The organism is Microbacterium sp. 4NA327F11 (genome assembly GCF_005503465.1).
Lineage (GTDB): Bacteria > Actinomycetota > Actinomycetes > Actinomycetales > Microbacteriaceae > Microbacterium > Microbacterium ginsengisoli.
This window is the reverse complement of the sequence record NZ_SCOB01000001.1, coordinates 263695-286616: the sequence shown is the minus strand read 5'-3', so window position 1 is coordinate 286616 and position 22922 is coordinate 263695. Positions and strand designations below refer to the sequence as shown.

At 68.1% G+C, this 22922-nt stretch carries 22 protein-coding genes and 2 tRNA genes; 14 read left to right on the top strand and 10 right to left on the bottom strand.

The features are described 5' to 3' along the window. The first annotated feature begins 10 nt into the window (after positions 1-10). From FFS51_RS01405 to trxA, 4 genes are all read left to right on the top strand, one after another. Positions 11-2221, top strand: coding sequence for a DUF6049 family protein (locus tag FFS51_RS01405; RefSeq protein WP_045247894.1), 2211 nt, complete (start codon positions 11-13; stop codon positions 2219-2221). Continuing rightward, positions 2218-3813 (top strand): murein biosynthesis integral membrane protein MurJ, encoded by a 1596-nt coding sequence (gene murJ / locus FFS51_RS01400; protein WP_045247895.1) that lies wholly within the window; start codon positions 2218-2220, stop codon positions 3811-3813. The genes FFS51_RS01405 and murJ overlap by 4 nt, the downstream gene beginning before the upstream one ends. 94 nt (positions 3814-3907) lie before the next feature. After that, positions 3908-4885 carry a thioredoxin-disulfide reductase gene (gene trxB / locus FFS51_RS01395; protein WP_045247896.1) on the top strand — a complete coding sequence of 326 codons (978 nt, stop codon included), beginning with the start codon at positions 3908-3910 and terminating at the stop codon, positions 4883-4885. 66 nt (positions 4886-4951) lie between these two features. Beyond that, a complete protein-coding gene (gene trxA, locus FFS51_RS01390) occupies positions 4952-5275 on the top strand; it encodes a thioredoxin (protein ID WP_045247897.1) in 324 nt (107 codons plus the stop codon). Positions 5276-5440: 165 nt separating this feature from the next. Here trxA and FFS51_RS01385 read toward each other — a convergent pair whose 3' ends face one another. The 9 genes from FFS51_RS01385 to rpmH all read right to left on the bottom strand — a co-directional run bounded on the left by FFS51_RS01385 (position 5441) and on the right by rpmH (position 10917). Then, entirely contained in the window at positions 5441-5788 is a 348-nt protein-coding gene (locus tag FFS51_RS01385; protein ID WP_045247898.1) for a hypothetical protein, read from the bottom strand. 49 nt (positions 5789-5837) lie between these two features. Next, entirely contained in the window at positions 5838-6788 is a 951-nt protein-coding gene (locus FFS51_RS01380; protein WP_137877260.1) for a ParB/RepB/Spo0J family partition protein, read from the bottom strand. Beyond that, complete coding sequence (locus tag FFS51_RS01375; protein ID WP_137877291.1) at positions 6788-7729, bottom strand: ParA family protein; 942 nt, start codon at positions 7727-7729, stop codon at positions 6788-6790. The genes FFS51_RS01380 and FFS51_RS01375 overlap by 1 nt, the downstream gene beginning before the upstream one ends. 78 nt (positions 7730-7807) lie before the next feature. Next, positions 7808-8437, bottom strand: coding sequence for a 16S rRNA (guanine(527)-N(7))-methyltransferase RsmG (gene rsmG, locus FFS51_RS01370; RefSeq protein ID WP_249352615.1), 630 nt, complete (start codon positions 8435-8437; stop codon positions 7808-7810). A 32-nt stretch (positions 8438-8469) separates the two neighbouring features. Beyond that, complete coding sequence (locus FFS51_RS01365) at positions 8470-8970, bottom strand: Jag family protein (protein ID WP_045247902.1); 501 nt, start codon at positions 8968-8970, stop codon at positions 8470-8472. A 36-nt stretch (positions 8971-9006) separates the two neighbouring features. Next, positions 9007-10080 carry a membrane protein insertase YidC gene (gene yidC, locus FFS51_RS01360; RefSeq protein WP_045247903.1) on the bottom strand — a complete coding sequence of 358 codons (1074 nt, stop codon included), beginning with the start codon at positions 10078-10080 and terminating at the stop codon, positions 9007-9009. 3 nt (positions 10081-10083) lie between these two features. Further along, on the bottom strand, positions 10084-10440 hold the full coding sequence (gene yidD / locus FFS51_RS01355; protein ID WP_045247904.1) for a membrane protein insertion efficiency factor YidD: 357 nt from the start codon (positions 10438-10440) through the stop codon (positions 10084-10086). After that, positions 10437-10772, bottom strand: a complete 336-nt coding sequence (gene rnpA / locus FFS51_RS01350) for a ribonuclease P protein component (RefSeq protein ID WP_137877258.1) — start codon at positions 10770-10772, stop codon at positions 10437-10439. The genes yidD and rnpA overlap by 4 nt, the downstream gene beginning before the upstream one ends. 7 nt (positions 10773-10779) lie before the next feature. Next, a complete protein-coding gene (rpmH, locus tag FFS51_RS01345; RefSeq protein WP_045247906.1) occupies positions 10780-10917 on the bottom strand; it encodes a 50S ribosomal protein L34 in 138 nt (45 codons plus the stop codon). Positions 10918-11335: 418 nt separating this feature from the next. Between rpmH and dnaA the strand changes: the two genes are divergently transcribed. From dnaA to FFS51_RS01305, 8 genes are all read left to right on the top strand, one after another. Beyond that, positions 11336-12625: a chromosomal replication initiator protein DnaA gene (gene dnaA / locus FFS51_RS01340; RefSeq protein ID WP_416361455.1), complete on the top strand. Its 1290-nt coding sequence runs from the start codon at positions 11336-11338 to the stop codon at positions 12623-12625. A gap of 417 nt (positions 12626-13042) precedes the next feature. Further along, positions 13043-14191, top strand: coding sequence for a DNA polymerase III subunit beta (gene dnaN / locus FFS51_RS01335; RefSeq protein WP_045247908.1), 1149 nt, complete (start codon positions 13043-13045; stop codon positions 14189-14191). A 64-nt stretch (positions 14192-14255) separates the two neighbouring features. Then, positions 14256-15005 carry an alpha/beta fold hydrolase gene (locus FFS51_RS01330; RefSeq protein ID WP_056206136.1) on the top strand — a complete coding sequence of 250 codons (750 nt, stop codon included), beginning with the start codon at positions 14256-14258 and terminating at the stop codon, positions 15003-15005. A 32-nt stretch (positions 15006-15037) separates the two neighbouring features. Beyond that, positions 15038-16192, top strand: coding sequence for a DNA replication/repair protein RecF (gene recF, locus FFS51_RS01325; protein ID WP_137877257.1), 1155 nt, complete (start codon positions 15038-15040; stop codon positions 16190-16192). Next, entirely contained in the window at positions 16185-16670 is a 486-nt protein-coding gene (locus FFS51_RS01320; RefSeq protein WP_045247910.1) for a DciA family protein, read from the top strand. Before recF ends, FFS51_RS01320 begins: the two co-directional genes overlap by 8 nt. Positions 16671-16791: 121 nt before the next feature. Further along, positions 16792-18828 (top strand): DNA topoisomerase (ATP-hydrolyzing) subunit B, encoded by a 2037-nt coding sequence (gyrB, locus tag FFS51_RS01315; protein WP_137877256.1) that lies wholly within the window; start codon positions 16792-16794, stop codon positions 18826-18828. A gap of 47 nt (positions 18829-18875) precedes the next feature. Continuing rightward, positions 18876-21425 carry a DNA gyrase subunit A gene (gyrA, locus tag FFS51_RS01310; RefSeq protein ID WP_137877255.1) on the top strand — a complete coding sequence of 850 codons (2550 nt, stop codon included), beginning with the start codon at positions 18876-18878 and terminating at the stop codon, positions 21423-21425. Further along, positions 21422-21832 carry a DUF3566 domain-containing protein gene (locus FFS51_RS01305; RefSeq protein WP_045247913.1) on the top strand — a complete coding sequence of 137 codons (411 nt, stop codon included), beginning with the start codon at positions 21422-21424 and terminating at the stop codon, positions 21830-21832. Before gyrA ends, FFS51_RS01305 begins: the two co-directional genes overlap by 4 nt. A 54-nt stretch (positions 21833-21886) precedes the next feature. Here the strand turns inward: FFS51_RS01305 and FFS51_RS01300 are convergent, their stop codons facing one another. After that, entirely contained in the window at positions 21887-22606 is a 720-nt protein-coding gene (locus tag FFS51_RS01300) for a VIT1/CCC1 transporter family protein (protein WP_045247914.1), read from the bottom strand. A gap of 139 nt (positions 22607-22745) precedes the next feature. Here FFS51_RS01300 and FFS51_RS01295 point away from each other — a divergent pair. Together FFS51_RS01295 and FFS51_RS01290 are read left to right on the top strand one after the other, a co-directional pair. Next, positions 22746-22819, top strand: a tRNA-Ile gene (locus tag FFS51_RS01295). 13 nt (positions 22820-22832) lie between these two features. Then, a tRNA-Ala gene (locus tag FFS51_RS01290) sits at positions 22833-22905 on the top strand. The last annotated feature ends 17 nt before the right edge of the window (positions 22906-22922 follow it).

Sequence of the window (22922 nt, the reverse complement as noted above, 5' to 3'; positions counted from 1 at the left end):
GACCTCTCTTATGACTGCGAAGCACACCTCGGCGGGGGACGCCCCCCGCGCACGCGCGCTCCTGCGTCGGGCGCTGCGCGCGGGCGCTGCGGTGCTGGCCGCCGCCGTGCTGCTCGCCCCTGCGGCGCCGGCCGCCGCCGACACACCGTCGCCGTCACCGTCCGCGTCGCCGACCGGCACCGTCGCACTCACGCTCTCCCCCGCACAGGACGGACTCTTCCGCCCGGGTGAGTCGCTGGCGGCGTCCATCGTCCTCTCGAACACGACCGGTGCCGCCGTCGACGGCGGAGTCGCAACCCTCAGCATCGGGAGCGCGCCGTTCACGAGCCGCACCGAGCTGTCGCGGTGGCTGTCGGGAACCGCGGATGCCACGACACCGGCCGTGCTCGGAGCCACCGACCTCGGCACCACCGCGGGCGGTCAGACCGAATCGGCTTCACTCGTCATCGATCCGACCACCAGCGCGATCGCGACTCTCGCCGCGGGCGTGTACCCGGTGCGCGTGACCCTCGGCTCGTACGACGCCCGATCGGTCATCACCGTGCCGGACGCGACGACGGCCTCGGTCGCGCTCGTCGTGCCCATCAGCGCGGGCCCGCAATCCACCGCCGTGATCCCCGCCGACCGGCTCGCCACGCTGACCGCCACCGGCGGGCTGCTCGACGCGGAGCTCACCGCGGTCGCCGGAACCGCGGCGGTCCTGGCCGTCGACCCCGCCGTCGTCGCCTCGATCCGCGTGCTCGGCTCGTCGGCGCCGGCGAGTGCGCGCGCATGGCTGCAGCGGCTGATGACCCTGCCGAACGAGCGCTTCGCCCTGCAGTACGGCGATGCGGATGTCGCCACCCAGCTCGAGGCGGGACTGTCCCGCCCGCTCGCGCCGACCTCGCTGGCCGCCTACCTCGACCCGAAGAACTTCGGCAGCACCTCCCCCTCCCCGACGACGACAGGCGGCCCGACGCCGACGCCGAGCGCGAGCGGCTCGACGACGTCGACGCTGCCGACGCTCTCCGAACTGCTGGCGATCGGGCCGTCCGACCCCTCGATCTACTGGGCACCCTCGGGCCTCAGCGACGCACAGACCGTCTCCGAGCTGAGATCGAGCGACGCTGCGGCGGTGTCCCTCGTGTCCTCCGTGAGTACGACCACGGGGGCGAACAACGCCACCGTCTCCGCGTCCGGCACCGTCGACGCGGCGCCCGTCGTGGTCTACGACGGCGAGATCTCATCCGCCCTCGGTCTCGCCGCCGCCACGGGTGACGCCAACCTGCGGGGCGCACCGCTGGCCGCGGCATCCGCCGCCCTCTTCTTCGCCGCGCACGACACGTCGGGCTCCCCTCTCGCCGTCGTCGTCGACCGCACCGCCACCCGGTCAGCGGCCGGGGTCGGCGCTGCGGTCGCCGCCGTCACCGGGGGATCCGGGATCTCCCTCACCTCGCTCAGCGGCCTGATCAGCACCTCGGGAACTCCGCGCGCACTCGCGACCTCGACCATCGACGCGGCCCGGACGAGCGCAGTGACCTCGCTGCAGTCGCAGGCCGCGTCGATCGCGCAGTTCGCCACCGTGTTGAGCTCGCCCGCCCTGCTGACAGGTCCCGAGGACGCGGCGGCCCTCCAGCTCCTCGGCGGCTCGTGGCTGTCGGACCTCGACGGCTGGAAGGCAGCACTGTCCGACCATGCCGCGGCCACGGCGACGACGCTCGGCTCGGTCGACATCACGCCCACCAGCAACGTGAACCTCTTCGCGAGCGGCGCGAACCTGTGGTTCGCGGTGCGCAACGATCTGCCCTATCCGGTCGACGTCACGCTCTTCGCCACCCCGAACGACGTGCGCCTCGACGTCGACGCACGCGTTGAGGTGCACGCCGAGGCCTCGAGTGTGACGCGCGTCGAGGTACCTGTTCGGGCGCGCCTGGGCAACGGAGACGTGCGTATCGCGCTGCAGTTGCGCAGCGCGTCCGGGGTCGCGGTCGGCACCGCCCAGACGGTGGATGTCGCGGTGCGCGCGGACTGGGAGAACATCGGCCTCGTCGTGATCAGCGTGCTGGTGGCCGCGTTCATCGGCCTCGGCGTCATCCGTATGGTCCGCCGACGCCGACGCCTCTCGCGCCCGACAGCGACGACCGCCGGAGACGACGCAACCGACGCGACCGCCGATCCGGCGACCGGCGATCCGGCGACGACGGATGCCGCGGCCCCGGCTGACCCGAAGGACGCTCCGTGACCTCGTTCGGCCGCGCCAGCCTGCTGATCGGCGCCGGAACCGTGATCTCCCGACTGTCCGGATTCGTGCGCTCCATCGTGCTCGTGGCCGCGCTCGGTTCGGTCGGAAGCCGCGCCGCCGACGCGTTCTCGACGGCCAATCAGCTGCCGAACAACATTTACGCGATCATCTCGACGGGCATCATCACCGCCGTCGTCGTTCCGCAGATCGTGAAGGCGGCGAGCCACGCCGACGGCGGTCGCGCGTTCGTCTCCAAGCTGTTCACCCTCGGCACGACCGTGCTGCTGGGCGCCACGGCGCTCGCGATGGTGTTCGCCCCGCTGCTGGTCGTCGCGTACGCGCCGAACTACACCCCCGATCAGATGGCCCTCGCGACCGCGTTCGCCTACTGGTGCCTGCCGCAGGTGCTCTTCTACGGCCTCTATGCGCTCCTCGGCGAGACGCTCAACGCCCGCAACGCCTACGGTCCGTTCACGTGGGCGCCGATCATCAACAACGTCGTCTCGGTGGCCGGCTTCGGCGCGTTCATCGCGCTGTTCGGCCCGCAGACCGAGGTCACCGGCTGGACGCCCGGCATGGTGACGGTGATCGGCGCGACCGCCACCGGCGGTGTCGTCGCCCAGGCGATCGTGCTGCTGCTGTTCTGGCGGGGGGCGGGACTGAGCCTGCGCCCCGACTTCCGCTGGCGCGGGGTCGGTCTTCGCCACATCGGACGCCTCGCGGGCTGGACGTTCCTCATGGTGCTCGTGGGGCAGGCGGCCGGGCTCATCCAGTCGCAGCTGCTGTCCGCGGCATCCGGCTACGGCCCCGCCGCCACGACGTCGCAGAACATGTGGCTGCTGTTCATGCTGCCGTACTCGGTGATCGTGGTCTCGATCGGAACCCCCTACTTCACGCGGTTGAGCGAGCAGGCGCACGCCGGAAACATCGACGCGGTGCGCGTCGATGTGGGCCGCAGCATCACGATGCTCGGCCTGTTCATCGTGCTCGCCACCGCGGCGCTCGCGGCGGCGGCCATCCCCGCGGCCCGCATCTTCACCGATTCGGATGCCGATGCCCCGGCGGCCGCGCTGATGCTGCTGTGCTATCTCGCCGGTCTCATCCCGATGTCGGTGCTCTACATCGTGCAGCGGTCGTTCTACGCGTTCGACGACACCCGCACACCCTTCCTGTTCACACTGCTGCAGGCGGTGCTGGTGGTGCTCACGGCGTTCATCGCCTCGTGGACGCTCCCCCGGGAGTATCTGGGCGCCGGCATCGCACTGGGCCAGTCGTTCGCCATGCTCGTGCAGGTCATCGCCGGGGGCATCCTGCTGCGGCGCAAGATCGGCGACCTGCGGGCACGGGTCTGGCTCGGATCGCTCGCCCGCTTCGGCATCGCGGCCATCCCCGCGGGCCTCGCCGGCTACGGGGTGTTCCTGCTCGCCGGCGGTGTGCACGGCTGGATGGTCTCGGGCCAGATCCTGGGGGCTGTCGGAACAGCCGTGGTGGGGCTCTCGGCCACCGTCGTGTACGTGCTCGCCCTGGCGGTGCTGCGCGCGCCCGAGCTCGGCCCGGGCATCGCCCTCGTACGGCGGATCGTGCGTCGCTGACGGCCCCTCGCGGAATGTCCCACGGCTACCATGTGTTGACCGGTAGTGGCTGCGAGAGACATCCCCGCGGCCGATCGACAAGGAGAGTCCCCACGTGAGCAAGCTCATCATCATCGGATCGGGCCCCGCCGGATTCACCGCCGCCATCTACGCGGCGCGCGCCGAGCTGTCGCCCGTGCTGTTCGCCTCCTCCGTCGAGGTCGGCGGCGAGCTGATGAACACCACCGAGGTCGAGAACTTCCCCGGGTTCCCGGAGGGCATCCAGGGCCCCGAGCTCATGGCCAAGCTGCAGGAGCAGGCCGAGAAGTTCGGCACCACCGTGCGCTATGACGACGTCACCGCGCTCGACCTCTCCGGTGACGTCAAGCGCGTCACCCTCGGCAACGGCGCCGTGGAAGAGGCCGACGCGGTGATCTTCGCGACCGGCTCCGCCTACCGCAAGATCGGCATCGAGGGTGAGCAGCGCCTCTCGGGCCACGGGGTCTCGTACTGCGCGACCTGCGACGGGTTCTTCTTCCGCGAGCGCACCATCGCCGTCGTCGGCGGCGGCGACTCGGCGATGGAGGAGGCCACCTTCCTCACCCGCTTCGCGTCGAAGGTCTACGTGATCCACCGTCGCGAGGAGCTGCGTGCATCGAAGATCATGCAGCAGCGCGCCTTCGCCGACCCGAAGATCGAGTTCGTCTGGAACAGCGAGGTCGTCGACATCCTGGGTGAGGACTCGGTGTCGGGCGTGGTACTCCGCTCCACCGTCGACGGGTCGACTCGCGAGCTCCCGCTCGAGGGCGTGTTCGTCGCGATCGGAAACGACCCGCGCACCCACCTCGTGCACGACCAGCTGCGACTGACCGACGCCGGCACGGTGTGGGTGGATGGCCGGTCGTCGCGCACGTCCCTCACGGGCGTGTTCGCCGCCGGTGACGTGATCGACCCGACCTACCGCCAGGCTGTGACCGCGGCGGGAAGCGGCACAGTCGCCGCCCTCGACGCGGAGCACTTCCTCGCCTCCCTCGACGACGCCGGTGCGCCGGCCGCCGACGCCGACCAGATCGAAGAGCTCCCGGTCGCCTGAGCGACGGGAACAATCCGTTCGCGCACGGCGTTCGAACACTCAGCAGACTTCCTAAGGAGAAACCCCATGACTGCCACCGCCACCAGCTCCAAGACGTGGACCGAAGACGTCCTGCAGGCCGACGGCCCTGTGCTCGTCGACTTCTGGGCCGCCTGGTGCGGTCCGTGTCGCATGGTCGCCCCGATCCTCGACGAGATCGCGAGCGAGCACCAGGGCAAGATCACGATCCTGAAGCTCAACGTCGACGAGAACCCCGACCTCGCGATGAAGTACCAGATCACCTCGATCCCCGCCCTCAAGGTCTTCGAGGCCGGCGAGGTCAAGAAGACGATCATCGGCGCCAAGCCGAAGGTCGCGCTCGAGCAGGATCTCGCCACCTTCCTCGCCTGAGCGAGACGCCTCACGAGAGGCCCGGATGCCGCGGCATCCGGGCCTCTCGTCGTCTTCGTCCTCGAACGGCGTGGGCGGAGCCCGTGGCAGCGGCGGTAGGGACGGCGCAGTGAAGGTCGCGTACGTCAGCCGTCTCGCGGGGTCGATGCGCGAGCCGAGGAACCGTCAGGACGCGTCGCGCACGACCGCATCCCAGCGGCGGTGGGTGTTCGCCTCTCCGAGAAGCCGCCAGACCGCACGGGTGAGCGGTGGGTAGTCGAGCGCGATCTGACGCAGCACGCGGTAGTGGCGGGCGGCGGTGGGCTTGCCCCCGCCGGCCTCGGCGATGTTCTCCGCCCGCAGCATGAACACGACCAGCTCGTCGACCGTGGGCAGGTCCTCCATGAAGTCCCAGGGGTCCTCGCCGTCGCGAAGCCGTTCCTCCACGAGCACCGACAGCTCATCCGCGGCCTCGGCGCGCAACAGCTCGAGGCTGGCGCGACGGGCTCCGTCGGTGGCTCGGGCGTCGGTCACCCATCCAGCCTACGTGCCCGCCGGTGAGGGTCGGGCCGGATGCCGCGGCTCAGCCCGCAAACCCCTCCTCGCCCAGTTCCGCCAGGATCCGATTCAAGTCCTGGATGGTGGCGAAATCTATGATGATCTGGCCTTTTCTCGCGCTCAGACTGATCTTCACGCGCGTGTCGAGACGGTCGCCCAGTCGACTCGCGACCTCATCGAGGTGACCCCGCCGGGCCCCCGCCTTGGGCGCCGGGCGTCGAGGTGCGGGCGAGTTCTTGGCTGCCGCTTCGGCGGCGCGCACTGAGAGATCCTCGTTCACGATCTTGTCGGCGAGCCTCGCCATCGCGTCTGTGTCGTCGAGCGACAGGATCGCCCGCGCGTGTCCCGCGCTGAGCACACCGGCCGCCACCCGCTGCTGCACCGGCACGGGAAGGCGGAGCAGCCGGATCGTGTTGGAGATCTGCGGCCGTGAGCGGCCGATGCGCTGGGACAGCTGCTCCTGCGTGATGCCGAAGTCTTCAAGCAGCTGCTGGTAGGCCGATGCCTCCTCGAGGGGATTCAGCTGCGAACGGTGCAGGTTCTCGAGCAGTGCGTCGCGCAGCAGATCCTCGTCGGCCGTCTCGCGCACGATCGCCGGGATCGAGTCCAGGCCCGCCTCTCTGGCGGCACGAGTGCGACGCTCTCCCATGATGAGCTCGTACGAGCCGTCCACCTCGCGCACGATGACGGGCTGCAGCACGCCGAACTCCCGCACCGAGTGCACGAGCTCCGCCAGGTCCTGCGGGTCGAAAACGGTGCGCGGCTGGCGCGGGTTGGGCTGGATCTCGTTCGGGTCGATGCGGATCAGCCGCGCACCGGGAACGGCGATGAGCTCGGGCTCGGAGGCCGGCGGGGTATCCGCGGTCGAGGTCTTGGGCTGCTCGGGGAAGAAGACATCGACGGGGCGTGCCTCGCTGGGCTCGCTCGTCGGGATGAGGGCTCCGATCCCCCGCCCGAGTCCGGTGCGCTTGGCCATCATCGGCCCCCTTCCCGCTCGACGCCGCGCGCGAGCATCTCGACGGCGGCCTCGCGATAGGCCACCGCGCCGGCCGACTGCACGTCATACGCGATGACGGTCTGTCCGAAGCTCGGTGCCTCACTCACCCGCACCGATCGCGGGATGACAGTCGTGAGCGTCTCGCCTGCAAAGTGGGTACGCACGTCGTCGGCGACCTCTCCCGACAGACGGGTGCGTGCGTCGAACATCGTCAGCAGGATCGTCGAGACGTGCAGCCGGGGGTTGAGGTGCTTCTGGATCATCTCGACACTGCCCATCAGCTGGCCGAGGCCCTCGAGCGCGTAGTACTCGCACTGGATGGGAATGAGCACCTCGGATGCCGCGGTGAACGCGTTGATCGTGAGCAGTCCGAGCGAGGGCGGGCAGTCGATGATGACGAAGTGAGGAGCATCGGTCGTGGCAGCGAGGTAGGTCTCGAGCGCGGTACGCAGTCGGTGCTCGCGAGCGACGAGCGAGACGAGCTCGATCTCTGCGCCGGCGAGGTGGATCGTGCTCGGCGCGCAATGCAGGAGGTCGGATTCGGGACTCGACTGGACCACGTCCGCGAGCGGGAAGTCATCGATCAGCACGTCGTAGATGCTGGGCGTGTCCGCCGAGTGCGGGATTCCGAGCGCGGTCGAGGCGTTGCCCTGGGGATCGAGGTCGATGACGAGCACGCGAGCGCCGACGTGTGCGAGCGCCGCAGCCAGATTCACCGCGGAGGTCGTCTTGCCGACCCCCCCTTTCTGGTTCGACACCGTGATGATCCGGGTCGCCGTCGGAAGCGTGACCGACGCGTGCTCGAGCGCACGTCGGCGGGTCGACAGGTCCGCCAGTTCGCGAGCAAGTGGCGTGTCGTCGAGCGGTGAGTCATCCGACGCGGGGGAATGTTTCACGTGAAACACCTCGGTCTCGGTCATGTCGTCACTCACTCCGTCCACTGTAGCCGCGTGGCCGACACCGCACGTCGGCGGCCTTGCGATGTTTCACGTGAAACATCACGCTCGCGCACGACGCACGGTTCCCCGGAAGACGCGCGTCGGTTCCTCGAGCACACCATCGCCGACCGTGTCGACACGCGGGTCCGACACGCGAGCAGCAGCGAGCTGCTTGCGGGCCGCGTCGATCTCCGCCGCCACCGACGCGCCCTTGAGGAAGATCAGCTCTCCACCGTCGCGTACGAGCGGAGCCGCGAGAGGGACAAGACCCCTCAGTGCGCTCACCGCACGCGCGGTCACCGCGTCGAAGGACTCTCGGGGAACGTCCTCGGCGCGCGCGCGGAGCACGGTCACGTGCTCCAGTTCGAGGTCGGCGACCTGCTCTGACAACCAGGCCACGCGTCGTTCCATCGGTTCGATGAGAGTCCACGCGACATCCGGGCGCGCGATCGCGAGGACGATCCCCGGCAGACCCGCCCCGGATCCGATGTCCCCGACTTCGGATCCCGTCGCGAACAGGGGTGCCGCGGCCGCGCAGTTCAGCAGATGCCGCGACCAGAGGCGCGCATTCTCGAGGGGACCGAGAAGACCTCGCAGCTCGCCCTCCCGGGCGAGCGAACCAGCGAACCGACGCGCGCGTCCGATCCCGTCACCGAACACCTCGGTCGCATACGCGGGCTCGCGTTCCACATCACCCTGTGGCGATGTTTCACGTGAAACACTCACGCGCGGCGCAGCACCGTGTGACGCGCGGCGCCCTCGCCGTAGGACTCGGAGGTGAGCCCGCGCTCGGCGGCGATGTCGTGCACGAGTTTGCGCTCGTAGCTCGACATCGCCGGGAGGGATGCCTGCGACGCGCCGTCGGCGAGTCGGGCGGCGGCTCGTTCGACCAGGGACTCGAGTTCACGGCGACGCGCATCGCGGGAGCCGCCGATGTCGAGGATGAGCCGGGAGTAGCGACCCGTCGCGTTCTGCACCGCGAGTCGGGTCAGCTCCTGCAACGACGCCACGGTGTCCGGCTCGGCGAGTGCATCGAGGGACGCGTCCGATGCCTCGACCGACACGTACGCACGACCGTTTCGCACATCGAGGGTGAGGTCGCCGTCGATGTCGGCGATGTCGAGCAGCCCCTCGAGGAAGTCCGCAGCAGCGTCACCTTCCTGCTCGAGCTGCTCGACGGTCGCCTCGTCGCGGAGGTCGTCGGAGTTCGCGGTCGTCGTCATCGAGAGTCCTTCGGATAGGGGAGTTCGGGGAGGTCGTCAGGCGGGACGCGTCGCGTCGCCACCGGAGGACGCGCCCGGCTTCGGACCGGCGGGGGAGCCCCCCTGCTTCTTCGCGCGCTGCTTGCCCATGGGCTGCTGGCGCTTGGGAGCTGCAGCCTTCGCGCGCTCGGCTTCGGCGAGCAGCCGCTGCTGCTCCGCCTCGTACTTCTCCAGCGAGACGACACGACCACTGGAATCGACCGCCTTCCCCTTTCGAGCCAGGCGCTCCTCGCGGGCCTTGGCCGCCGCGGATCCGGGGGTGGGGAGGTTCCGGATCACGAGGAACTGCTGCACCATCGTCCACAGGTTCGACGTGAACCAGTACATGACGACACCGAGCGGGAAGAACACGCCCGAGAAGATCATGCCGATCGGGATGATGAAGAGCATGATGCGCTGCATCTGGTACGCCTGGCCGGTCTTCGCCTCGGGCGAGAGGTTGCGCGAGATGATCTGCAGCTGGGTGATGAACTGCGACGCGATCATCGCCGCCACCAGGACGATGAGGATGACCACGGTCACGGTGCCGCCCGGCTGACCCCACGCTCCGGTGAGGGTGTCGTGGAGCGACGCGACGCCGAAGAGCTTCGCCTGATAGAACTCCTGCGTCAGCTCGAGCGTGAGCGGGCCGACGCCACCGGTGGGCACCGCCGCCGTCGCATGCTTGGCGACATCGCTCAGCACGCTGTACAGCGAGAAGAAGATCGGCATCTGGATCAGCAGCGGCAGGCAGCTGGACACCGGGGAGGTGCCGTGCTTCTTGTAGAGCGCCATCGTCTCGCGGCTCATCGCCTCACGGGAGAGCTGGTCGCGCTTGCCCTTGTACTTCTCCTGGATCTTGCGCAGCTCGGGCGCGATCTCCATCATCTTGCGCTGGCTCTTGATCTGGCGCACGAACACCGGGATCAGTGCGGCGCGCACGACGACCACGAGGCCCATGATCGACAGCACCCAGGTCAGACCGGTCGCCGGGTCCATCCCGAAGAACGTGAACACGGCATGCCACGCGACCAGCACGAGCTCGACCACCCATTTGAGCGGCCAGAGGACGATTCCCAACAGATCCGGCACGGATCAGTCCTTTCGAAGGGGCACGACGAAGCCGTGCGGAGTCAGAGCGTGGGCGTAATGCGCATGGGTCGGGGGGTCGTCCACTCCGCCAGCTGCCCACGGGTGGCACCGGGCGATGCGGGCGGCCGCGAGGGCAGAACCCTTGACCAATCCGTGCTGCTGCACGGCACCCACCGCATACGCGGAACACGACGGATAGTACTTGCACACGTCGCCGTAAACATGGGAGATGGTTGCGCGGTAGCCGTGCAGCAGCGCGAGACCCAGGTTGCGAGGAACGAGCGGCACGGCGCGCAGCCACAGCCGAGTGTCGAACCGGTCGGTTCCGCGCGAGTGAGACGGCAGCGTCGCCGAGCTCATGACGCCCTCCGCTGCAGTGCGGTGCGCACGTCTCGGCGAAGAGTGGAGAAGGATGCCGCGGCGGCGGCGGGCAACGCGCGGATGACGATGTCGCGTCCCGGCGCGACGTCGCCCCGCGCCTCTGCGCAGATCGCCTTCAAGCGGCGACGAACCAGATTGCGGGTCACCGCGCCTCCCACCTGCTTCGACACGATGAAACCGAAACGGGGTGCCCGCGTGCCCTCGCTCGCGACCACATAGGTGATCAGGTGCGGCGAAGTGCTGCGGACTCCCCGTCGGACGACGGCCTTGTAGTCGGCACCATCGGTGAGACGACTCGGCCGGGAAAGCACGCCGGTCTCAGGCAGAGAGCGTGGCGCGACCCTTGGTGCGACGCGCCGAGAGGATGGCGCGGCCGGCGCGGGTGCGCATACGGGCGCGGAAGCCGTGCTTCTTGGCGCGGCGGCGGTTGTTGGGCTGGAAGGTGCGCTTGCTCATGGGATCACTCCGGATCGGGGGTCACCGGAAGCTGGCGGCCGGCGACGGGGAACGAACTGCCTGGAAGGCATAAGTCAACCGACTAAGGGTATGCCCGCGGAGCCGAGAACTCAAACCCAGGACCCATCCGCACTATCACGGCACCCCCAAACCACCCCGTGATCGACACGCGCCCATCGCCGAACGGTTTGATTCACCCCCGCCGTCTGACTAGCGTGTCTCCAGCACTTATCCACAGGTTCGGGCGGGTTCTCCTCCGAAACCGGGGTATTCATCCACAGGTCTAAGGGGGAACGGCATCGTGCAGGACCAACCGGAGGTGCCCGTCTGGGCCGACGTGCTCGACGCTCTCGTGCACGACGACCGGGTCACCCCGCAGCTGCACGGCTTCCTCAGCCTCGCGATCCCGCAGGGGGTGATGGGCGGCACTCTCTATCTCGACGTGCCGAACGAACTCACGCAGGCGCAGTTCACGAAGCGTCTGCGCACGCCGATCATGGAGGCTCTCAGTGTCGCGTCGCCCGACGGTGAGGTGACCTCGTTCCGCGTGGTCGTGAATCCGGAACTGAGTGACGCGCACCTGAGCGCTCCGGCGCCGTCGTCGACGCCGTTGCCCGCTCCGCCCGTGCCCCTCGCCGATGACGTCGCCGACTCGCCGAGCACCCCGCTGCGCTCCGACACCCGACTGAATCCGAAGTACACGTTCGACCGATTCGTCATCGGGCAGTCCAACCGCTTCGCGCACGCCGCGGCGGTCGCCGTCGCCGAGGCGCCGGCGAAGGCCTACAACCCGCTCTTCGTCTACGGCGACTCCGGGCTCGGGAAGACTCATCTCCTCCACGCGATCGGCGACTACGCGCAGAGCCTCTATTCGGGCATCCGCGTGCGCTATGTGTCCAGCGAAGAGTTCACGAACGACTTCATCAACTCGATCGCCAACAACCGTGGCTCGGCGTTCCAGGCGCGCTACCGCGATGTCGACATCCTGTTGATCGACGACATCCAGTTCCTCCAGGGTCGCGCCGAGACGCAGGAGGCGTTCTTCCACACCTTCAATCAGCTGCACGACCACGACAAGCAGGTCGTGATCACGAGCGATGTGCCGCCCAAGCACCTCACCGGGTTCGAGGACCGCATGCGCAGCCGCTTCGAGTGGGGTCTGATCACCGACGTTCAGGCGCCCGATCTCGAAACCCGCATCGCCATCCTCCGGAAGAAGGCGCAGAACGAGCGACTCCACATCCCCGACGAGGTGCTGGAGTACATCGCGACAGTCGTGTCCACCAACATCCGTGAACTCGAGGGCGCGCTGATCCGGGTCTCCGCGTTCGCGAGCCTCAATCGGTCCTCGCTCGACATGTCGCTCGCACAGCAGGTACTGAGAGACATCGTCGACCAGGACGACGCGAATGTGATCTCGCCGACCGACATCATCACTGCGACCGCGCAGTACTTCAAGCTCTCGGTCGACGACCTCTACGGGTCGAGCCGCTCGCAGGCGGTCGCGACCGCACGGCAGATCGCGATGTACCTGTGCCGCGAGCGCACGAGCCTGTCGCTGCCGAAGATCGGCCAGCTCTTCGGCAATCGCGACCACACGACCGTCATGTACGCCTACAAGAAGATCAGCGACCTCATGAAGGAGCGTCGGTCGATCTACAACCAGGTGTCCGAGATCACGTCGCAGCTGGGGCGCAACGCGCGCTGATCCGATCGCACATCTCGGTGCGTCACTTCCCCCCTTGACACGGCACACAGGGAACGCCAAGATGCACTTTCCCCAGTGTGCATAACCTGTGGATAACTGTGGATCTCGACCCCAATCCTGTGGGCTCGATCGCGGTGCGCATGAGAACGCGTCGATCCTGACATCGCCGCACCACATCGGCCTCCCCCGGTCACTCACAACTTCCACGCGTGTAGTTCCCCACGCAGGACAAGGATCCGCGGGGTTATCCACACTGTCCACAGGCGTTAACACCATCACTTAAGTCCTCTCTCCTTTCAGCCGTTCGATCACCCTTGCGAACAGGTCGGGTGGGAGAACGTCCCGCGACACGGGTCATTCGCCTGCGCGAGACGCACCACTAGCATGGGAAGGCCCAACAAGGTCAAGGGAGCGCCCGTGAGGTTCCACGTCAGTCGAGACGTTTTCAGCGAAGCCGTGTCCTTCGTGGTCAAGCTGCTGCCTCAGCGCAATCCGCAGCCGATCCTCGCGGGCGTGCTGATCGAGGCATCCGATGCGGGTCTGTCGCTGTCGGCCTTCGACTACGAGGCTTCCGCGCGCACCACGATCGAGGCGACGGTCGATGAGCCGGGCACGATCCTGGTGCACGGGCGTCTTCTCTCCGACATCGCCAGTCGGCTGCCCAACGCTCCGATCCAGATCTCCGTCGACGACGACGGCATCGTGCTCACCTGCGGCTCGGCGCGTTTCACCCTCGCGTCCATGCCGGTGCAGGAGTACCCCGCGATCCCCGAGGTCACCGGCGAATCCGGCCTCGTGCAGGCGGAGGAATTCGCCACGGCGATCTCGCAGGTCGGCTTCGCCGCGTCGCGCGACGACGTGACTCCGGTGCTCACCGGCGTGCAGCTCGAGGTCAGCGGCACCGCACTCAGCCTGGTGGCCACCGACCGCTACCGGGTCGCGCTGCGGGAGATCCCGTGGGACGGCGGCACGGTCGCCGGCGACGAGACGACGACCGCGCTCGTGCCGGCGCGCACCCTGCAGGAGGTCGGCAAGACGTTCTCGCACGGGTCCGACATCTCCGTGCACTTCTCCGGGTCGGGCGACCGCGAGATCATCGCCTTCACCTCGGGCAACAAGACGGTGACGTCGCTGCTCATCAAGGGCAACTTCCCGCCGGTGCGCCGGCTGTTCCCCGAGCAGACGGATCACTACGCGGTGGTGAACACGGCCGAGCTCGCCGAGGCCGTCCGCCGCGTCGCACTCGTGCTCGACCGCTCGGCTCCGTTGCGCTTCACCTTCACGGTCGACGGCGTCTCGATGGATGCCTCGGGCACCGAGCAGGCACGCGCATCCGAGGCGGTCGATGCCACCCTGACCGGTGAGGATGTCACGCTCGGTTTGAACCCCCAGTACCTGCTCGAAGCGCTCGGTGCTGTCCGCAGCGAGTTCACCCGCATCACGTTCACGTCGAGCGAGAACCAGAACAAGCTGAGCCCGATCCTCATCACCCCGCAGACCTCGGTCGACAAGGGCGGTGCGGAGAGCTTCCGCTACCTGCTCCAGCCCAACCTGCTCCTGCGCTGACGCCCGCCCGAACCGCATAGGTAGGGGACGGCCCACATCCAGCTTGTCGGCCTACGGTGGCCGCATGCAGCTGGCCGTCGTGACGCAGGGTGAAGGGCACCGCACGGCGATTCTCGTGCACGGCATCATGTCGGGCGCCGAGGCGTGGCACCGGGTGGCCGCAGATCTGGATGCCGCGGGCTACCGCGTCCTCGCGGTAGATCTGGCCGGTCACGGCTCCTCGCCTCGTGCGGCGCGGTACTCGGCGGCATCCTGGACCGATGATGTCGTGGAGACCGTCGCACCGCTCCTGGACGGGCCCCCCGATCTCGTGATGGGGCACTCCCTCGGCAGCGTCGTCGCCGGTGAGGTCGCGACCCGGCTGGGGGCGCGCAGCGCGATCTACGTGGATCCGGCCTTCGCATTCCCCCGAGGGGTCAAGGGGGCAGCCTTCAAAGCTGCCTTTGCGATGGCACCGCGGCCGAGCCGCCGTATGCTCGCGCGTATGAACCCGAAGTGGAGCGAGGTCGACCTCGAGATCGAGGTGTCGACCGTGGCCCGCTGGGACCGTCGCACGATCCTCGCCTTCGTTCGCACCGCGTGGCTGAGACCGCCGCGGCACCTCGGCATCCCGACTCTCGTGGTGCTCGCAGAGAAGAGCCTGCTGATCACCGATCGCGCGCGCTCCGCTCTCGTGGAACGGGGCATGATCGTGCTCCGCCTCGGGGGTACCGGGCACACCGTGTTCCGCGACGACCACGGGGCCTTCATGCGCACGATCACCGAGTGGCTCGCCCAGGTGCCCGGTCCGCGGCTGCGGGCCGCGCGAGCCTGACCGTCGTCTCACCCCGTCGGTAGGCTGGGCGGGTGTTCGTGGAGCAGCTGAGTCTCGTCGACTTCCGCAACTACGCGCACGCGGAGCTCGCGCTCGAGCGCGGTCCCAACCTTTTCGTCGGGCGCAACGGACAGGGCAAGACGAACCTCGCCGAGGCGATCGCCTATCTCGCCACCCTCGGGTCGCACCGGGTGGCGCTCGATGCTCCGCTGGTGCGTCGTGGACAGGATGCCGCGATCGTGCGCGCACGCATCGGGCACGGAGAGCGGCGGCTCATCGTCGAGCTGCAGATCAACCGTCAGGGCGGTAACAAGGCTCGGGTCGGCGGGTCGCCGGTGCGTCCGTGTGAGCTGCCGCGCTACGCGCACGTCGTGCTCTTCGCTCCGGAGGACCTGCAGATCGTCCGTGGCGACCCTTCCGCGCGTCGCCGGTTCGCCGATCAGCTGCTCGTGCAGCGCCACCCGCGGATGTCTGCCGTGCTGGGCGACTACGACCGGGTGCTGCGCCAGCGCAACACCCTGCTGAAGTCGGCGCGGGCGCGCGGGGTGCAGGGTTCGGGGCTCGCCACGCTCGACGTGTGGGACGACAAGCTCATCGAGCTCGGCGCACAGATCATCGACGCACGCCATGGGTTGGCCGTCGACATCGCGGGTCCGCTGGCGAGCGCCTACGCCTCGATCGCGGGCGCCGACCATGACCCCAGCGTCCGTTGGGTGCGCTCCATCGACGGAGGTGATCCCGAGGAGGACGAATCGGCCTCGGAGGTGGCCGCGGCATCCGACACCGCGACGGCGTTCCGTCAGGCCCTGACCGCGCGACGCTCGATCGAGCTCGACCGGGGGTTGACTCTCGTCGGTCCACACCGCGACGATCTGCTGGTGAGCGTGCGCGGACTCCCGGTGAAGGGCTACGCGTCGCACGGCGAATCGTGGTCGGCGGCGCTGTCGCTCCGTCTCGCCTCCGCCGCGCTCCTGCGGGAAGAGCGTTCCACGGGGGATCCCGTGCTCATCCTCGACGATGTGTTCGCCGAGCTCGACGCCGACCGTCGCACCCGGCTCGCTGGCGTCATCCACGATTTCGAGCAGGTGATCGTGACGGCGGCTGTGGAGGCCGATGTGCCTGCGGCGCTCCGAGGGCGCACGGTGCGCATCGACAGCGGTCAGATCGTCGGGGTCAGCGATGGATGAACCGGGTGTTCCGGAGACCGTCGCGACCTATCGGCGACTGCGCGGTCTCGAGCCGTCGCCGCGAGCGAAACGGCGCGGCCGTCGGCCCGTGGTCGACGACGAGGATGCCCCGTTCGCGCCCGGTCGCGACCCGAAGGGCCTCGGCGATGTGGTCGACGCGCTGACGCGCGATGCCGGGTGGACCGGGGCGCTCGCCCGAGAGGACATCATCCTCCAGTGGCGGGAGGTCGCCGGCGCCGAGACCGCGCAGCACACACGACCACTCTCGCTCGACGACGGCCGATTGACCGTCGAGTGCGACTCGACCGCGTGGGCGAAGCAGCTCACGCTGATGCGCGCACAGATCGTCAGCGAGATCACACGACGGTTCCCGGACGCGGGCGTCGACGCAGTGCGCTTCATCGGACCCGACGTCCCCTCGTGGAAATGGGGCCCCAGAACGGTTCCAGGGCGCGGCCCTCGCGATACCTACGGCTGAGGCACGTCCGTCGGTGGCTCGGATCATTTCATCCCGCCATACGGGCGTACAGGGCCCGCGAAACCGCTCGGCGCGGTAGACTGGACCGGTATCGCCGACCTATCCGGAGCGCTCGAAACCTATGACGTCTGAAAACCCTGCCAGCGGACCCGAGAATTCCGAGAAAAAGGCTCCCGCGTCCACGCCGGGTGAGTACGGCGCCGATGCCATTCAGGTGCTCGAAGGCCTCGAGGCGGTGCGCAAGCGCCCCGGCATGTACATCGGATCGACCGGTCCCCGCGGCCTCCACCACCTCGTCTACGAGATCGTCGACAACTCGGTCGACGAAGCCCTCGCCGGCTACTGCGACACGATCGACGTGACGATCCTCGCGGACGGTGCGGTGCGCGTGATCGACAACGGGCGCGGCATCCCCGTCGACATCCACAAGACCGAGGGGAAGTCGACCGTCGAGGTCGTGCTCACCGTGCTGCACGCGGGCGGCAAGTTCGGCGGCGGCGGCTACGCCGTATCGGGTGGTCTCCACGGCGTCGGCTCCTCGGTGGTGAACGCGCTCTCCACACGTCTCGAGGTCGAGGTCAAGCGTCAGGGCCACGTCTGGCGGCAGTCGTACACGTCCGGCGGCGCCCCGGTCGCCCCCCTCGCGAAGGGCGAGGAGACCGACGAGACCGGCACCACCATCACCTTCTGGCCCGACCCCGAGATCTTCGAGACGGTCGTGTTCGACTACGACACGCTGCGCACGCGCTTCCAGCAGATGGCCTTCCTCAACAAGGGGCTCACCCTCGCCCTCCGTGACGAGCGTGCCGACGAGGCGTACGAAGAGGATGTCGACGGCTCCCCGGTCATCCGTCAGCCCAGCGACGTCTATCTGTACGAGCGCGGACTCGTCGATTACGTGCAGTACCTCAACTCGGTGCGCAAGATCGAAGCGGTCAACGACGAGATCATCGACTTCGACTCGGAGGACACCGAGAAGAAGATCGCCCTCGAGATCGCGATGCAGTGGACCACCTCGTACACCGAGAACGTGTTCACCTACGCGAACACCATCAACACGCACGAGGGCGGAACGCACGAAGAGGGCTTCCGCGCCGCGCTCACCACGCTCGTCAACAAGTACGCGCGCGCCCAGGGCCTGCTCAAGGAGAAGGACGACAACCTCTCGGGCGACGACGTGCGCGAAGGGCTCACCGCCGTCATCTCGGTGAAGCTCTCCGAGCCGCAGTTCGAGGGACAGACCAAGACGAAGCTCGGCAACACAGAGGCCAAGGCGTTCGTGCAGAAGGTCGTCGGCGACCAGCTCGGCGACTGGTTCGACCGCAACCCGGCACAGGCGAAGAACATCGTGCGCAAGGCGATCGACGCCGCGACCGCGCGCATCGCCGCGCGCAAGGCCCGCGAGACGGCCCGGCGCAAGAGCGTGTTCGAGTCCGCGTCGATGCCGGAGAAGCTGAAGGACTGCACGAGCAAGGACCCCTCGATCAGTGAGATCTTCCTCGTCGAGGGAAACTCCGCCGGCGGTTCGGCGGTGCAGGGGCGCAACCCGCACACGCAGGCGATCCTGGCGCTGCGCGGCAAGGTGCTCAACGTCGAGCGCGCACGACTCGACCGTGCGCTCGGCAACAAGGAGATCACCGAGATGATCCAGGCCTTCGGCACGGGCATCGGTGAGGACTTCGACATCACGAAGGCCCGTTATCACAAGATCGTGCTGATGGCCGATGCCGACGTCGACGGTCAGCACATCACGACGCTGCTGCTCACTCTGCTCTTCCGCTACATGCGCGGACTCATCGAGGCCGGTTACGTCTACCTCGCCCAGCCCCCGCTGTACCGCCTGAAGTGGTCGAACTCCGACCACCAGTACGTCTACAGCGACCGTGAGCGCGATGCGCTGCTGGCCGACGGCATCGCGAGCGGAAAGCGCATCCCGAAGGACAACGGCATCCAGCGATACAAGGGTCTGGGCGAGATGAACCCGAAGGAGCTGTGGGAGACGACGATGGACCCGGTCACCCGCACGCTGCTGCAGGTGACCATCGAGGACGCGGCGGCCGCCGACGAGATCTTCTCGACCCTCATGGGAGAGGACGTCGAATCCCGCCGCTCCTTCATCCAGCGCAACGCCAAGGACGTGCGATTCCTCGATATCTGAGGCCCACCACCCCGCGCCCCGGATCACACGAACGAGATTGAACGACTATGACTGACGACGTCCGGCCCGACGAGGCATCCGAGCACAACCACGGCAGGATCGACCAGGTCGACCTGCAGTCGGAGATGCAGCGCAGCTACCTCGACTATGCGATGAGCGTCATCGTCGGGCGCGCGCTTCCCGACGTGCGCGACGGCCTCAAGCCCGTGCACCGACGCGTGATCTACGGCATGTACGACGGTGGCTTCCGCCCCGACAAGTCGTACTCCAAGTGCGCCCGCGTGGTCGGCGAGGTGATGGGCCAGTACCACCCGCACGGCGATGCCCCCATCTATGACGCCCTCGTGCGACTCGTGCAGCCGTGGTCGCTGCGCTACCCGCTCGCGCTCGGTCAGGGCAACTTCGGCTCCGCCGGGAACCTCGAGGCGGCCGCCCCTCGCTACACCGAGACCAAGATGGCTCCGCTCGCCCTCGAGATGGTGCGCGACATCGAAGAGGAGACCGTCGACTTCCAGGACAACTACGACGGTCAGACGCAGGAGCCGAAGGTCCTCACGGCCCGGTTCCCGAATCTGCTCGTCAACGGCTCCGTCGGCATCGCAGTGGGCATGGCCACGAACATCCCGCCGCACAACCTGCGCGAGGTGGCTGACGGTGTGCTGTGGGCGCTCGAGCACCCCGAGGCATCCGCTCACGAGCTGCAGGACGCCCTGATCGCCCGCATCAAGGGGCCGGACTTCCCCACGTCGGCGCAGATCCTCGGCACCCGCGGCATCATCGAGGCCTACCGCACGGGTCGTGGCTCGATCACGATGCGCGCCGTCGTCAACGTCGAGGAGATCCAGGGCCGCACGTGCCTGGTCGTCACCGAGCTGCCGTACCAGGTCAACCCCGACAACGTCGCGATCAAGATCCGCGACCTCGCCCGTGACGGCAAGATCGCCGGCATCGCCGACATCCGCGACGAGTCGAGCGAGCGCACGGGTCAGCGCCTGGTCATCGTGCTCAAGCGCGACGCCGTCGCGAAGGTCGTGCTCAACAACCTGTACAAGCACACGCAGCTGCAGGACAACTTCGGCGCCAACATGCTCGCGATCGTCGACGGCGTACCGCGCACCCTGTCGATCGACGGCTTCGTCAGCCACTGGATCGACCACCAGCTCGACGTGATCGTGCGTCGCACCCAGTTCCGCCTGCGCAAGGCGGAGGAGCGCATGCACATCCTGCGCGGCTACCTCAAGGCGCTCGACGCGCTCGACGAGGTCATCGCGCTCATCCGCCGGTCGACCACCGTCGACGACGCGCGTGAAGGACTGAAGACGCTCCTCGACATCGACGACGTGCAGGCCGACGCGATCCTCACGATGCAGCTGCGGCGCCTGGCGGCGCTCGAGCGTCAGAAGATCATGGATGAGGCATCCGCCCTCGAGGAGCAGATCACCGACTACAAGGGCATCCTCGCGAGCCCCGAGCGCCAGCGCACGATCGTGCGCGACGAGCTGAGTGAGATCGTCGAGAAGTTCGGCGACGAGCGTCGCACCGAGATCCTGTTCGGCTTCGACGGCGACATGTCCATCGAGGACCTCATCCCCGAGGAGGAGATGGTCGTCACGATCACCCGTGACGGATACATCAAGCGCACCCGCAGCGACAACTACCGCTCGCAGCACCGCGGCGGCAAGGGTGTGAAGGGCGCGCAGCTGCGCGCGGACGACGTCGTCGAGCACTTCTTCGTGACGACCACGCACCACTGGCTGCTGTTCTTCACCACCAAGGGCCGGGTGTACCGGGCCAAGGGCTATGAAGTGCCCGAGGCCGGACGCGATGCGAAGGGTCAGCACGTCGCGAACCTGCTCGCCCTGCAGCCGGACGAGCAGGTGGCGCAGATCCTCGACATCCGCGACTACGCGACCTCGCCCTATCTCGTGCTGGCCACGCGGTCGGGCCTCGTGAAGAAGACGCGACTCGGTGAGTACGACACCAACCGCCAGGGCGGCGTCATCGCGATCAAGCTGCGCGAGGGCGACGAGGTGACGAGCGCGCTGCTCGTCGACGAGTCCGACGATGTGCTGCTGATCTCGCGGCACGGCATGTCTCTGCGCTTCACCGCGACCGACGACGCACTGCGTCCGATGGGTCGCTCCACCGAAGGTGTGAAGGGCATGGCCTTCCGCGGGGATGACAGCCTGCTGTCGGCGTCGGTCGTCCACGACGAAGGATTCGTGTTCGTCGTGACCGAAGGCGGCTACGCGAAGCGCACCGACGTGGATCAGTACCGGGTGCAGAGCCGCGGTGGACTCGGCATCAAGGTGGCCAAGCTCCACGACGACCGAGGCGACCTCGCCGGCGGCCTCATCGTGGGCGAGGACGACGAGGTTCTCGTGGTTCTCGCAAGTGGCAAAGTGGTACGCTCGGCCGTGGCCGAGGTCCCGGCGAAGGGACGCGACACGATGGGAGTCGTGTTCGCCCGGCCCGACGACGACGATCGCATCCTCGCGATCGCCCGCAACGGCGAGCGAGGTCTCGCCGAGACATCCGATGCCCCGGCCGAGTCCGACGGCGTCGACGCAGGTACTGAGGAGAACACTGAGGCATGAGCACCGTAGCGGACAAGCTCGCGAAGAAGTCCAGCAGCTCGAAGGGCGCCAGCACCAAGCAGGTGCGGCTGCGTCTGGTCTACGTCGACTTCTGGACGGCTGTGAAGCTCTCCTTCCTCGCCGCGGTGGCGCTCGCGATCGTGACGGTCGTCGCCTATGTCGTGGTTTACGCCGCCGTCGCGGCGACCGGTGTTCTCTCGAAGGCCGACGAGTTCACGTCGTCGATCTCGGGCGGCACATTCATCCTCAGCCACACGATCGGCCTGCCGCAGGTGCTCGCCTTCGCCGCGGTCGTCGCCATCATCAACCTCATCGTGGTGACGGTGCTCGGCGCCGTCGTCGCGGGAATCTACAACTTCGCCGTCAAGGTGACCGGCGGACTGCTGGTCGGGTTCACCTCGAACTGACCGACGGTATGACGAAGGGCCCTGCCACGTGGCAGGGCCCTTCGTCATACCGTCTCAGACGATGCCGGCGGTGCCGAGCAGGTGACCGATCAGGTAGGTGACCACGAGTGCGAGCGCGCCACCGATCACCAGGCGCAGCGCCGCCTTGCGGCGACCGCTGCCGCCGAGCTTCGCAGAGATCGTTCCGGTCAGCGCCAGCGCGATGATCACCACGACGAACGTGATCGGCACACGCAGGCCCGGGGGCGGCAGGAGGATCGCCAGAAGCGGAAGGATCGCGCCGGCCGTGAACGCGATCGCCGAGGAGAACGCGGCCTGCCACGGGCTGACCAGGTCATCCTGGTCGATGCCGAGCTCGACCTCGAGGTGCGCCGCGAGGGCATCGTGAGCGGTGAGCTCGGCCGCCACCTTCTCCGCGGTCTCCCGCGAGATCCCGCGCTGCTGATAGAGCTGGGTGAGCTCCTCGAGCTCCTCCTCGGGCATCTCGAGCAGCTCGCGCTTCTCCTTCTCGATGAGCGCCCGCTCGCTGTCGCGCTGACTGCTCACCGACACGTACTCCCCGAGGGCCATCGACACGGCGCCACCGACGAGGCCGGCGATGCCGGCCGTCAGCAGAGCGGGCACGTCGGTCGTCGCACCGGCGACACCGACGACGAGGGACGCGACCGACACGATGCCGTCGTTCGCGCCGAGCACACCGGCGCGCAGCCAGTTGAGACGCTGGCTCACACCACCGTTGTGCGGCTCGGCGTGCTCCGTGGATTCCTGGGTCATGCGTCCAGTAAATCGACCCGGATCGGGCCTCGGCAACGAAGGCATGGCTTGCCTGCGCCGTGAGCATCGGCGACGTCGAATTCGTGAAATGAGGAGGCGTCGGGTAAAGTCTTGGAGGTTGACGGCCGAGCCGTCGCACGGGGCTATAGCTCAGGCGGTTAGAGCGCTTCACTGATAATGAAGAGGTCCCAGGTTCAAGTCCTGGTAGCCCCACTCTTCTCCCTCCGGGGCCTTAGCTCAGCTGGTAGAGCGCCTGCTTTGCAAGCAGGATGTCAGGAGTTCGAATCTCCTAGGCTCCACAACACAACGACGGCCG